This window comes from Arthrobacter sp. SAFR-044, from assembly GCF_059414985.1.
In genome coordinates, this window is the sequence record NZ_JBPFDN010000001.1 from 556272 (window position 1) to 568548 (window position 12277).

At 66.6% G+C, this 12277-nt stretch carries 11 protein-coding genes; 10 read left to right on the top strand and 1 reads right to left on the bottom strand.

All coding sequences use genetic code 11. The features are described from left to right. Positions 1–15 precede the first annotated feature (15 nt). From dapB to ACR65J_RS02465, 3 genes are all read left to right on the top strand, one after another. Positions 16–786 (top strand): 4-hydroxy-tetrahydrodipicolinate reductase, encoded by a 771-nt coding sequence (gene dapB / locus ACR65J_RS02455; protein ID WP_440165720.1) that lies wholly within the window; start codon positions 16–18, stop codon positions 784–786. Between the two features lie 3 nt (positions 787–789). After that, the gene (locus tag ACR65J_RS02460; RefSeq protein ID WP_440165722.1) at positions 790–1263 is read left to right on the top strand and encodes a hypothetical protein; all 474 of its coding nucleotides are present in this window, start codon (positions 790–792) and stop codon (positions 1261–1263) included. 441 nt (positions 1264–1704) lie between these two features. Continuing rightward, complete coding sequence (locus ACR65J_RS02465; protein WP_440165724.1) at positions 1705–2676, top strand: TM2 domain-containing protein; 972 nt, start codon at positions 1705–1707, stop codon at positions 2674–2676. 159 nt (positions 2677–2835) lie between these two features. Here the strand turns inward: ACR65J_RS02465 and ACR65J_RS02470 are convergent, their stop codons facing one another. Next, positions 2836–4071 carry a heparan-alpha-glucosaminide N-acetyltransferase domain-containing protein gene (locus ACR65J_RS02470; RefSeq protein WP_440165726.1) on the bottom strand — a complete coding sequence of 412 codons (1236 nt, stop codon included), beginning with the start codon at positions 4069–4071 and terminating at the stop codon, positions 2836–2838. 156 nt (positions 4072–4227) lie between these two features. Between ACR65J_RS02470 and ACR65J_RS02475 the strand changes: the two genes are divergently transcribed. From ACR65J_RS02475 to ACR65J_RS02505, 7 genes are all read left to right on the top strand, one after another. Further along, on the top strand, positions 4228–4722 hold the full coding sequence (locus tag ACR65J_RS02475) for a hypothetical protein (RefSeq protein ID WP_440165729.1): 495 nt from the start codon (positions 4228–4230) through the stop codon (positions 4720–4722). Between the two features lie 58 nt (positions 4723–4780). Continuing rightward, positions 4781–5689: a 4-hydroxy-tetrahydrodipicolinate synthase gene (dapA, locus tag ACR65J_RS02480; RefSeq protein WP_440165731.1), complete on the top strand. Its 909-nt coding sequence runs from the start codon at positions 4781–4783 to the stop codon at positions 5687–5689. 40 nt (positions 5690–5729) lie between these two features. Further along, on the top strand, positions 5730–7421 hold the full coding sequence (locus tag ACR65J_RS02485; RefSeq protein ID WP_440165733.1) for a ribonuclease J: 1692 nt from the start codon (positions 5730–5732) through the stop codon (positions 7419–7421). 140 nt (positions 7422–7561) lie between these two features. Next, positions 7562–10450, top strand: a complete 2889-nt coding sequence (locus tag ACR65J_RS02490) for an FtsK/SpoIIIE family DNA translocase (RefSeq protein ID WP_440165736.1) — start codon at positions 7562–7564, stop codon at positions 10448–10450. 17 nt (positions 10451–10467) lie between these two features. Next, positions 10468–11112, top strand: coding sequence for a CDP-diacylglycerol--glycerol-3-phosphate 3-phosphatidyltransferase (gene pgsA, locus ACR65J_RS02495; RefSeq protein ID WP_440165738.1), 645 nt, complete (start codon positions 10468–10470; stop codon positions 11110–11112). Then, a complete protein-coding gene (locus tag ACR65J_RS02500; protein ID WP_440165740.1) occupies positions 11109–11588 on the top strand; it encodes a CinA family protein in 480 nt (159 codons plus the stop codon). The genes pgsA and ACR65J_RS02500 overlap by 4 nt, the downstream gene beginning before the upstream one ends. 167 nt (positions 11589–11755) lie before the next feature. Beyond that, complete coding sequence (locus ACR65J_RS02505; RefSeq protein ID WP_018771597.1) at positions 11756–12208, top strand: helix-turn-helix domain-containing protein; 453 nt, start codon at positions 11756–11758, stop codon at positions 12206–12208. Positions 12209–12277: the final 69 nt, after the last annotated feature.

Here is a 12277-nt window from a genome sequence, read left to right on the forward strand (position 1 = left end):
GGTAGGGTTAATGCCATGACCGAACAACACTCCGTTCCCAAGCTGGTGGCCGTCCTTGGAGCCACTGGACGCATGGGCGCCGAGGCCGTCAAGGCCATTGACGCCGCCCCCGACATGAAACTCGTAGCAGCCCTGGGACGGGGTGATTCGCTGGAGCAGCTGACTGCCGCAGGTGCCCAGTACCTGGTGGACCTCACGGTCCCCGAAAGCACCGAAGCGAACGTCCGCTTCGCCGTCGAGCACGGCATCCACGCCGTGGTGGGCACCACCGGATGGGATGCCGGACGGCTGTCTGCGCTGGAAGCCCTCCTGGCGGAGCATCCGGATACCGGTGTTCTCATCGCCCCCAACTTCGCCCTCGGCTCGGTGCTGGCCTCTGCCTTCGCCGCGAAGGCGTCCAAATACTTCGAGTCGGTGGAGATCATCGAGCTGCACCACCCGGACAAGGTGGATGCCCCTTCCGGCACTGCGGTCCGCACCGCCCAGCTCATCGCTGCCGAACGCAGCGCGGCCCAGGTGCCGCCCAGCCCGGATGCCACCACCAGTGAACTTGCCGGCGCCCGCGGTTGCGAGGTGGACGGCGTCCGCGTCCACAGTGTCCGGCTCCGCGGCCTCGTGGCGCACCAGGAAGTCCTGCTGGGCGGTCCGGGCGAGCAGTTGACCCTCCGCCACGATTCCTTCGACCGGGCCTCGTTCATGCCCGGCGTGCTCCTGGGCGTGCGCAACGTTGCGGCACACCCGGGCCTGACCGTCGGCCTGGACGGTTACCTGGACCTGGGGCTCTAGGCCGTGGACGGGTTCCTTGCAGGCTTCAGGAAGAACCGCACCAAGATCTGGGTAGGCGCGGTGACCCTGCTGCTGGTCTTCTACCTGGTTGTGTCCTTCCAGCGATCCCTCCTGCTCCTGGCGGACAGCAACCTGACAGCCAAGGCCATTGGTGCCGCCTACCTGGTGCTGCCCGTGGTTGGCGCCTGGGCCCTGATCCGCGAGCTGATGTTCGGTGCGCGGACCGAGCAGATGGCCAAGGTCCTGGAAGCCGAAGGCGGGTTGCCTGTAGATGAGCTCCCACGCACGCCCGGCGGCCGGATCGTCCGGGCCGCGGCGGATGCGGAGTTCGAAAAGTACCGGGCCGAAGCCGAGGCCGCTCCCGACGACTGGCGTTCCTGGTTCCGGCTGAGCTGTGCCTATGACGCCGCCGGGGACCGCAAGCGTGCGCGGGCATCCATGCGTGACGCCGTGAGGCTCTTCACCGCCGCGTCCTGATACCCCGCGGCGCCGGCCCTGCCCCGCGGCGCCGGCCCTGCTCCGGGAAGACCTGGGGGCCGCGGTTTCCTGCGCGTTCATTCGCCGTGGACTGCGATGGGCATTTCTCCCCATCGCAGTTCCCTGCTGTCCGCGGTAGGTTGATTTAGTAAAGACTCTTTAGCTTTGGGGGAAAGCATGAGGTTGCCCATGTCCATGCCATGGGCGTGGAACAGCAGCACCCCAAAACCTGAACCATAAAACCTGCATCCCACGGACTGCTCGCTGTCAGCCGCTCCCACTCCCGCGGCGCCGCACCCCTCTCTTACGGCGGCCCTGGACGCGAAGGTTCCTGATACTGCTCGACGCCGCCGTGGGCCCACCGGCGTACCTGCCCCGTGCGCCCCTGCACCCGCACCCTTACCTGCACCCTTTCTCGCACCCTGGACAGAAGGACCATCAATGAGCCATCCGAATTTCCCCCATCCGCCCCAGAGCGGACCGGCCGCCCCGCCCATTCCGCCGGCGCCGTCCACCTTCGGGGGACAAAGCACCTTTGAGGGGCAGTACCCGGCAGTCCCGCAGGGGGAGTATCAGCCCGGCCCCTATGGCAGTGCCCCCTACTCCGACAGGCCACGGAAGTCCTTTATGACCACCTGGATCCTGTCACTGTTGCTGGGCACCTTCGGCGCGGACCGCTTCTACCTGGGCAAGATCGGCTCGGGCGTCGCGAAGCTGTTGACTGCGGGCGGCCTTGGTATCTGGGCCATCGTGGACCTGATCATCACATTGACGGGAAACACCAGGGACAGGGATGGACGCCCGCTGGAGGGCTACCCGGAGAACAGGAAGAAGGCCTGGATCATCACCGCCGCCGTCTGGCTCGTGGGCATCATCACCGGGATCCTGCTGACCATCATGTCCATCGCCATGATCGGTGCTGCCCTCGACAACCGCAAGATCCCCGTGGCTCCCGAACTTCCGTCGGCTTCCCAGGCTGCGCCCGCACCTTCCAGTGGATCCGCCCCCGCCAACGGATCCGCCGCCGGTGCAAACTCCTTCGTCGCCACTGTGTCCGAAGGCAACACCGTGAAGGTCAGCGTCCTCGATTCCATTTACACGGCTGAAATTCCGGGCATGACCTACATGCAGCCGAAGAACGGCGGTTTCCTGGCGGTCAAGGTGTCCTGGGAGACGCTGACCGGAAGCAGCTTCTCCAGCCCCTCGAACTTCGAGGTCTATGACGCCGAGGGCAAAGAGGGCGAACTGGTTTATCTCGACGATGGACTGGGGGCGCTGCCCACCGATGAGGTCGGTGCCGGCGACGCCCGCCAAGGTGTCATTGCGTTCGACGTGAAGAAGGGTCCCGTCAAAGTGGTCATCAATGACGACTACGGCGACCCCGCCGGTACTCTCACCCCCACGGTGAACTAGCCGGACCCAAGCGACGGCAGGACACGCCAAGCAGCCGGTTCCGACCCACAGCATGCAAGGTAACCCGCGGCGCCACCCACATGGTGGTTCCGCGGGTTCCTTGTCGTTTCCACGGAAGCTGCCCGGCGAGCTGCGCGCAGTTCCCGTCGCTGGGACGGCTCACTGCAGGGCTTTGAAGCCGCCCCGGCCCACCAGGCTGGCCGCATGGCTCGCCCATTCCAGCGGTCCGCGCCACGACAGCCGTGCAAACACAATGCCCAGAGTGATGGCGGTGGCTGCCTGGGCAAAGTACATCCCGTCCTCGGTCCAGCCGGCGGGCAGGGGTTTCAGGTAGAAGCCGGAAACCACCCATACGTGGATGGTGTACAAGGTCAATGTCATGGCGCCGGCTCCCCTCAGAGGCAACAGCAGGTCCAGGTCCACCCACTCGGCGAGGCGCCCCAGGAGCAGGCACGCGCCAATGGCGGCCGCCGCCACTGCCGAGGTGTGCAGCAGGTCAAGCGGAGTTCCCGAATGCGGTGCGGCCGACGCCAGCCACCACCAGGAGTCCTGTTGGGAAATGCCGGTCAGGTTCACCTGCAGCACGCTGCCCAGTGGGTAGCCCGGTGAATTGAGCACCTTTTCCAGCGCTGCCCGGCCGCCCCAGTCCTCCATGGCCGCTGTCCCCAGGGTCTTTGCTGCCACGGCCACCACGGTCCCGCCGACCAACAGCACTACGGGGACCAGCGCCTTGGAGAAGACCAGGCGGCCGATCGCCAGCCCCACCAGCAGGTAGGACAGCCACTGGAACACGGGGTAGTAACCGGTGAAGAACACGTCGGCGAGCAGCCTGGAAGGCGTTGCGAGGTCTTCCCAGCCCGGGTTGTGGCCCAGCTTCAGGGGTGGTTCGGGGGCAAGGAGCCAGGGGCGCAGAAGATATGCCAGGACAGGCGAGGCAAGGATCCAGCCGGCCGCCCATGCACAGAGCGGCTTCACGCCCAGCCCCAGGAAGGGGAGGATGCACAGGAACAGCACGGCGTAGTGGACCAGGATGATGGCAACGTTCACCTCCAGGCCACCCAAGGTAAGTCCGACGGCGGCAATCACCAGGGCCCGCAGCGCTACGCCGCGCCGGGCGGCAGAGAGCCCGGGGCCCTCCAACGGCTTGTCCTTTCCAGTGGAGAGGGCAAGCCCCACGCCGGCCAGCACGGCGAAGAGGGCAGCGGCGCGCCCCGAGAAGGTGAGGCCAATCCACGTTGGCGTGAGGTTTGCATTCGATTCGAACGTCGGCAGGAGGTGGGTGGCCATCATGCCCAGCAACGCCACGCCCCGGGCGGCGTCGATTCCCCGGAGACGCCCCGGTTGTTGCCTGCCTGGGGCCTTGCGGGACCGGGTGGCCGGGGTGCGGGACGTCATGACCAGATCGTCTCACACGCGCTTGCACGGTGGCTTGTCACAGCAGGGCGCACCCTCGGGCAGGGTCCGACGCGCCAGGCCCTCCCGCACCGCGCTCCTGTCGAAAGCGCACAAGACCTCCTTGTGTTCGAATATATGTTCGAATACCATGGCCGTATGGAGATGATGTCATCCGGAGCCCCCGCGCCCCGGGGAGGAGCCCCTGCATCCAACGGGCAGGGACGCCAGCAGTCGGGACCCGCCCAGGCAGAACGCCCGCAGCCGGGCGATGTGCGGGCCGGGAGCCTCCCGGGAGGTTTCGGTCCGGCCGGCTTGCCGTCAGGAGAACCTGACGCCGGGGGTGGGCCCCTGAAGGCGATGAGTCCGGGAGTGGTGGACTACCTGTTCCGGCAGCTGGTCTCCGGGCGTCCGGCGGAGGACGTCGCGTGGGAACGGGAAGGCATCAGCCTGGCGGCCCAGCCGGAGGGGGCGGAGCTGGCGCGCAGGCTCTCGGAGACGGACCTCGATGCCCTGACCCCCACGGAGTTGTTCCATTACGTGCGGGCGGCGCAGAGGCTCGCCGCCTGGGCAGAGGACCTGCGGCAGTCCGCAGTGGGCCGCTATTGCCATGCAGGGGCGGACGCTCCACGGCCAGGGCGGCATCGTATTTGACGCTCGTCACGTCCGTGGCATTGTCCTAACCAGCCGGGGACAGGGTAACGTTTTTTCCATGGCTGACTCTTCCGCGCACATCCCTGCCCTCGGTACCCTCCTGACCGCCATGGTCACGCCGTTCACCAAGGACGGCGCAGTGGATTACGACCAGGCAGCAGCACTGGCCAGCAAGCTGGTCGACGACGGCTGCGACGGGCTGGTGGTCACCGGCACCACCGGTGAAACGTCCACGCTGACGGACGAAGAGAACCTTGGCATGTTCCGCGCCGTCAAGGACGCTGTGGGCGGCCGTGCGGCCATCATTGCCGGTACCGGCACCAACGACACCGCGCACTCGGTCCACCTTTCCCAGCAGGCTGCTGCCCTCGGCGTCGACGGCCTCCTCCTGGTGACCCCTTACTACAACAAGCCCAGCCAGGCCGGTGTCCGCGCCCACTTCGAGACCATCGCCTCCGCCGTGGACGTGCCCGTCATGCTGTACGACATCCCCGGCCGGTCCTCCATCGCGATCGAACCCGACACGATGATCCGGCTGGCACAGCATCCAAACATCGTCGCCGTCAAGGACGCCAAGGCAGACCTCACTGCGGCCACCCGCGTCATGGCGGAAACCGACCTCCTGTTCTACTCGGGCGATGACGGGCTGACCCTTCCCTGGATGGCGCTGGGCGCCGTCGGCCTGGTGGGTGTCACCACCCACGTCGCCACCCGCCGCTTCCGCGAACTCATCGACGCCGTCAACGCCAACGACCTTGGGACTGCCCGCAAGATCAACTTCGAGCTGCAGCCCGTGGTCCGCGCCACCATGACCCGCGTCCAGGGTGCCGTGGCGGCCAAACAGATTCTTAAATGGCAGGGAGTCCTGCCCAACTCGATTGTCCGTTTGCCCCTCGTGGAGCCGGACGAAACCGAGATCGAAACCATCCGCGGGGATTTGGCGGAAGCGGGGCTGGTCTTCTCCTGAGGCTAAGACCGGCACCCTTCCGCCTGGAAAGAAGTGCACTATGACCCAAACTGCCCTTACCGGCCTCGTCACCCCTCCGCGCCTGCCCCAAGGCACGCTGCGGATCGTTCCGCTTGGCGGGCTGGGGGAGATCGGCCGGAACATGGCCGTGTTCGAAATCGACGGCAAACTGCTGATCGTGGACTGCGGCGTCCTCTTCCCTGAGGAAACCCAACCCGGCGTTGACCTGATCCTCCCCGACTTCTCGTACATCGAGGACCGGCTGGACGACGTCGTGGCCGTGGTCCTCACACATGGCCACGAGGACCACATCGGCGCAGTGCCGTACCTGTTGCGCCTGCGGAATGACATCCCGCTGGTGGGCTCCCAGCTGACACTGGCCCTGATCGAGGCGAAGCTGCAGGAGCACCGCATCCGGCCCTACACGCTGACCGTTGAAGAAGGCCAGGTGGAGAAGTTCGGGCCGTTCGAATGCGAGTTCGTTGCCGTCAACCACTCCATCCCCGATGCCCTTGCCGTGTTCATCCGTACTGCCGGCGGCACGGTCCTGCACACCGGCGACTTCAAGATGGACCAGCTGCCGCTGGACGGACGCATCACCGACCTGCGCCACTTCGCCAAGCTGGGCGAGGAGGGCGTGGACCTCTTCATGTCCGACTCCACCAACGCCGACGTGCCCGGGTTCACCACGGCCGAGAAGGAAATCGGGCCCACCCTGGAGCGGCTTTTCGGCCAGGCCACCAAGCGCATCATCGTGGCGTCCTTCTCCTCCCACGTCCACCGCGTACAGCAGGTCCTCGACGCCGCGGCCAAGCACAACCGCAAGGTTGCCTTCGTGGGCCGCTCCATGGTCCGCAACATGGCCATCGCGGAGAAGCTGGGCTACCTGGACGTCCCTTCCGGGCTGATCGTCGACATCAAGAACATCGACAACCTGCCGGACAACCGCGTGGTCCTCATGTCCACCGGCTCCCAGGGCGAGCCCATGGCGGCCCTGTCCCGGATGGCAAACGGCGACCACCGCGTGGTGGTGGGCGACGGCGATACCGTCATCCTGGCCTCCAGCCTCATCCCGGGCAACGAAAATGCCGTGTTCCGGATTATCAACGGCCTCCTCAAGCTCGGCGCCGACGTGATCCACAAGGGCAACGCCAAGGTCCACGTATCCGGCCACGCAGCAGCCGGGGAACTGCTCTACTGCTACAACATCCTCGAGCCGCTCAATGCGATGCCCGTGCACGGCGAGACCCGCCACCTGATCGCAAACGGCAAGATCGCCATCGAGTCAGGCGTGCCGGAAGCCAGCGTCATCCTTGCCGACAACGGCACGGTCATCGACCTCCGCGACCACCAGGCGGACATTGTGGGCCAGGTGGAGGTTGGATTTGTCTACGTTGACGGCTCCAGCGTGGGCGAAATCACCGACGCGGACCTCAAGGACCGCCGCATCCTGGGCGACGAAGGCTTTATCTCCATCATCACGGTCATCCACCGGGCCACCGGCAAGGTGGTGTCCGGGCCCGAGATCCACGCCCGCGGCGTTGCCGAGGACGACTCCGTCTTCGACGACATCATCCCCAAGATCAACGCGGCACTGGAAGAAGCAGTCCAGAACCACGCCGACCACACCAGCCACCAGCTCCAGCAGGTGGTGCGCCGCGTCGTGGGCACGTGGGTCAACCGCAAGCTGCGCCGCAAGCCGATGATCATCCCGGTGGTGCTCGAGGCCTGACGGTCCTTGCCAACGGCTCCGGCCCGCACCCCCGCCGCAGGCAGGAGTACGGGCCGGAGGTTTTTAACGGCGGGCACCAGGGGGCCGTTCCGGCCCCGATATCCCCGGAATCACAGCATGCTTCCGGTAGCGTGGCTACTATGGCCACACGTACTACTTCCGCGCCCAAAGGTACCGGCAGGGGCAGCTCCGGCAGCAAATCCGGAAGCTCCACAGCCCGCGGAACCGGGTCCACTGCCGGCAAGGCAGGGCGCGGCGGCTCATCCAGCACCGCACGCACCCGCCAGCTTCCCGCCGTCGAACACCACCAGCCGTGGCTGCTGCGCGTGGTAGGCGGAGCATGGCTGGGCGTGGGCCACCTGGTGGGCGGGGGAGTGCGCCGCATCGGCCACGATGTCAGTGACCTTCCGGCCGAGGAACGCCGCGACGGCGCAGCGCTGTTCAACTTGGCGCTGGGCGTTTTCATCGCCACCTTCGCCTGGTGGGGCCTGACGGGCTGGTTCCCCGACGCCGTCTACGCCGTGGTGAACGGCACCTTCGGCTGGATTTCCCTGCTGCTTCCGCTCATGCTGTTCGTCTGCGCATTCCGGTTGTTCCGGCAGCCCTCCGATGGCCGGGGCAACAACAGGGTGGGCATCGGCTTCCTGATCATGACGTTCGCCGGCTGCGGCCTGGCGCACATCCTGGGCGGCCAGCCCACCGTGGCCGACGGCTTCGACGGTCTCCGCAAAGCGGGTGGCATGCTCGGCTTCCTGGCCGCCACGCCGCTGGCCGCCATCCATCCCGCCGTGCCCGTGGCCCTCTACGGCCTGCTCGCTTTCGTCTCCCTGCTGATCATCACGGCCACCCCGTTCACGGCCATTCCGCGCCGCATCCGCGGAGCCTACGAGCACCTTATGGGCATCGACCTGATGGACCAGGAACGCGCCGACGTCCACGACCGCAGCTACCTCGAACGGACGGCCCCCGCCGCGCCCCGGAAGAAGAAGCGCAAGTTCTTCGGGAAGGACGAGGAGTCCGAGGCAGGACTTGAGGGCTACGTGGGCGACGAAGCGTTTGAGCACGCCGTCGTTGACGACGACGAGCCGGAACCTGCCCGGCCCGCGCCCGGGATGCGGCGGCCCACCCAGGCTGAGATCGCCGTCGAAAAAATCAAGGCGGCCCAGGGCCTGGGCGCCGCTTCCCAGGCGCCACCGCCGGACAACGCCACCGAGGCCATCCCGCTGGTCATCCCCGGCGCTGCTGCTCCCGGCAAGCCGGCAGCCGCGCCCACCGTGCCCTCCAACCCCGTGGCCCCGGCGCCGCCCCCCGTCCCCATCCCGCAGCGCACCGAGCAGCTCTCCCTCGCCGGCGACGTCACGTACACCCTCCCTGCCTCGGACTTCCTGACCCCCGGGTCCATCCCCAAGGAGCGCACCGAGGCCAATGACGCCGTCGTCGCTGCCTTGACCGATACCTTGACGCAGTTCAACGTTGACGCCACCGTCACCGGCTTCAGCCGCGGCCCCACCGTCACCCGGTACGAAATCGAACTGTCGCCCGGCACCAAGGTGGAGCGCGTCACCGCCCTGTCCAAGAACATCTCCTACGCTGTTGCCTCCAGCGATGTCCGCATCCTCAGCCCCATCCCGGGCAAGTCCGCCATCGGCATCGAAATCCCCAACACGGACCGCGAAACCGTCTCCCTGGGCGATGTCCTCCGCAGCCAGAATGCACGCCGCACGGACCATCCGATGGTGATGGGCGTGGGCAAGGACGTGGAGGGTGGCTACGTGGTGGCCAACCTGGCCAAGATGCCGCACCTCCTGGTGGCCGGTGCCACCGGTGCCGGTAAGTCATCGTTCGTGAACTCGATGATCACGTCCATCCTGATGCGTGCCACGCCCGATGAGGTGCGCATGGTCATGGTGGACCCCAAGCGCGTGGAACTGACTGCCTACGAGGGCGTCCCGCACCTGATCACGCCCATCATCACCAACCCCAAGAAAGCCGCCGAAGCACTGCAGTGGGTGGTCCGCGAAATGGACGCCCGCTACGACGACCTCGCCAACTACGGGTTCAAGCACATCGATGACTTCAACAAGGCCGTGCGGGCCGGCAAGGTTATCCCGCCTGAGGGTTCCAAGCGCGTCATCCGGCCCTACCCGTACCTGCTGGTGATCGTGGATGAACTTGCCGACCTCATGATGGTGGCACCGCGCGACGTTGAGGACTCCATCGTCCGCATCACCCAGCTTGCCCGCGCCGCGGGCATCCACCTGGTGCTGGCCACCCAGCGTCCGTCCGTGGACGTGGTCACCGGCCTCATCAAGGCCAACGTGCCCTCGCGCATGGCCTTCGCCACGTCCTCCGTCACCGACTCCCGCGTGGTCCTGGACCAGCCGGGCGCCGAAAAGCTCATCGGCCAGGGTGACGCGCTCTTCCTGCCCATGGGTGCCTCCAAGGCGATGCGTGTCCAGGGCGCCTGGGTCACGGAGTCGGAGATCCACAAGGTGGTGGAGCACGTCAAGGGACAGTTGCAGGCCGTCTACCGTGACGACGTTGCGCCTGAAGCGGAAAAGAAGCAGATCGACGACGACATCGGGGACGACCTCGAAGTGTTGCTGCAGGCCACGGAACTGGTGGTCACCACGCAGTTCGGCTCCACCTCCATGCTGCAGCGCAAGCTCCGTGTCGGGTTCGCGAAGGCCGGCCGCCTCATGGACCTCCTTGAATCCAGGGGAGTGGTGGGACCCTCCGAGGGTTCCAAGGCGCGCGACGTGCTGGTCAAGCCGGACGACCTCGCCGCCGTCCTCGCCGCCATGAAGGGCCAGGAAGCCCCCGCAGCGCCGGACTCGCAGACCGCCGCGCTGAGCGACAACGCCAACGCCAACATCGCCCAGGGCGGCTACGCCGAGGACCTCGTGGCTGCCGACCTGGACAAGAGGAAGCAGAACGTCGAATACTACGACGGCTCGGGCTCCGCTCCCGGCGGATACGGCGAAGACGACGACGGCTCCGAAGACGCCTGGTCCCTCACCGGGCGCTAGGCCGGTAGCCTAGAAACGTGACTAGTACCGATGCAACCGCCGCCGGCCAGGGCCGTGCCGGGGTCTGGAACCTTCCCAATGTCCTGACCATGATCCGCATCGCGCTGGTCCCGTTTTTCGTGTGGTTCCTGGTGGCAGACGCCCCCGGACTGCACAGCACCTCCGGTCCGTGGCGCTGGGCGGCGGTGGCGGCTTTCGCCGTCGCCATCTACACAGACAAGCTCGACGGCGATATCGCCAGGAGCCGGAACCTCGTCACCGATTTCGGCAAGATCGCCGACCCCATCGCCGACAAGCTCCTCACCGGCTCCGCGCTGGTCATGCTGTCCCTGCTGGGCGAACTGCCCTGGTGGGCAACCCTGGTGATCCTTGTGCGCGAATGGGGCATCACTGCCCTGCGCTTCTTCGTTATCCGGTACGGCGTCATTCCTGCCTCCCGCGGCGGCAAGCTCAAGACCGTGGTGCAGACCGCAGCGATCTTCCTCTACCTCCTGCCGTTCGGGGCGTTCGCGCCCTGGATGTCCTGGGTGGCGTTCGCCGTCATGATGGCCGCGGTGGCGATCACGCTGTGGACCGGCGTCGAATACGTGGTTGAAGCCCTGCGCCTGCGTGCCAATGGCAAGCGCCAGGCAGGGACCGCGGAAGGGCGGGAACAGGCATGAGCAATCTTCACCAGCTGGCCGCGCAGGCCGTCCGGCAGGCCCTCGAGTCGGGACGGACCGTTGCCACCGCTGAATCTTTGACCGCCGGTATGGTGTCCGCGGTCCTGGCCGACACACCGGGAGCCTCCGGAATGCTGCAGGGCGGCGTGGTGGCGTACCAGAACTCCGTGAAGGACGCGGTGCTGCACGTCCCCGCCGACCTGCTGGCCCGCGTTGGGTCTGTCGACCCGGACGTCGCCCGGGCCATGGCAGCCGGCGCGCGCTCTGCCCTCGGTGCCGACGTCGGGCTTTCCACCACGGGCGTCGCCGGCCCTGAGGCCCACGACGGCAAGCCTGTTGGGCGGGTCTACATCGGAATTGCCACAGCTGCCGGCACCGCCGGTTTCGAGTACTCCTTCACCGGCAGCAGGCCGGACATCCGCGCCGCCGCCTGCGCCGCAGCCCTGGAAAGACTCCTCGAGGCCTTGTCCGCCTGACCCCGGCAGACTGCCAAGTTACCGCGCGTAAAGTTGCCGGGAACAAAAGCCGGTACCGATTAGTTATTACATTGTGTCGCTTCCGGAGAGCGGAGGCGCCTAGGATGAAATGACCAAGACGGGTTCGCCGCGGCGGACCTGACCAATGAGGGAGCAAGGCGATACAGATGGTAAAGCAGCCCGTATCCGTAAACGGCGTTGTCCGCTGGAAGGATGTGGGCCTCGCCGAACAGGCTAAGAGCGAACAGAAGGAGCGCAAGATGGTAGTACTTCGTCACGAAATCGGTGATGTCCTGCGCGATGTCCGCCAGCGTCAGGGGCGCACGCTCCGTGAAGTTTCGCACAGCGCCCGTGTCTCCCTGGGATACCTCAGCGAAGTGGAGCGCGGCCAGAAGGAAGCATCGTCAGAGCTTCTGTCTTCGATCTGCTCGGCACTGGATGTTCCGTTGTCAAGCATGCTCCGCGAGGTCAGTGACCGCGTGGCAGTAGCCGAAGGCGTCGCAGTTCCGGACACCGTACCGCAGGAATTCTCCCAGCGTTACGGCCGTGACCTGGAACGGGACCTCAACACTGAACTGAACGACGAACTGTCCACAGGCCTCCTCTCCGGCGCCCGATAAAGGCAGCCCCACCTGAGGGTGGCCCTGGAGACACGAGGAAGCCCCCGGCCACGCCGGGGGCTTCCTGCT

Bases quoted from the DNA above. Each gene is read 5' to 3' on its own strand.
- ACR65J_RS02485 (WP_440165733.1), top strand. From the start codon at position 5,730: ATGACCCAAACTGCCCTTACCGGCCTCGTCACCCCTCCGCGCCTGCCC.
- ACR65J_RS02490 (WP_440165736.1), top strand. From the start codon at position 7,562: ATGGCCACACGTACTACTTCCGCGCCCAAAGGTACCGGCAGGGGCAGC.
- ACR65J_RS02475 (WP_440165729.1), top strand. From the start codon at position 4,228: ATGGAGATGATGTCATCCGGAGCCCCCGCGCCCCGGGGAGGAGCCCCT.
- dapB (WP_440165720.1), top strand. From the start codon at position 16: ATGACCGAACAACACTCCGTTCCCAAGCTGGTGGCCGTCCTTGGAGCC.
- ACR65J_RS02470 (WP_440165726.1), bottom strand. From the start codon at position 4,071: ATGACGTCCCGCACCCCGGCCACCCGGTCCCGCAAGGCCCCAGGCAGG.
- ACR65J_RS02505 (WP_018771597.1), top strand. From the start codon at position 11,756: ATGGTAAAGCAGCCCGTATCCGTAAACGGCGTTGTCCGCTGGAAGGAT.
- ACR65J_RS02465 (WP_440165724.1), top strand. From the start codon at position 1,705: ATGAGCCATCCGAATTTCCCCCATCCGCCCCAGAGCGGACCGGCCGCC.
- ACR65J_RS02500 (WP_440165740.1), top strand. From the start codon at position 11,109: ATGAGCAATCTTCACCAGCTGGCCGCGCAGGCCGTCCGGCAGGCCCTC.
- dapA (WP_440165731.1), top strand. From the start codon at position 4,781: ATGGCTGACTCTTCCGCGCACATCCCTGCCCTCGGTACCCTCCTGACC.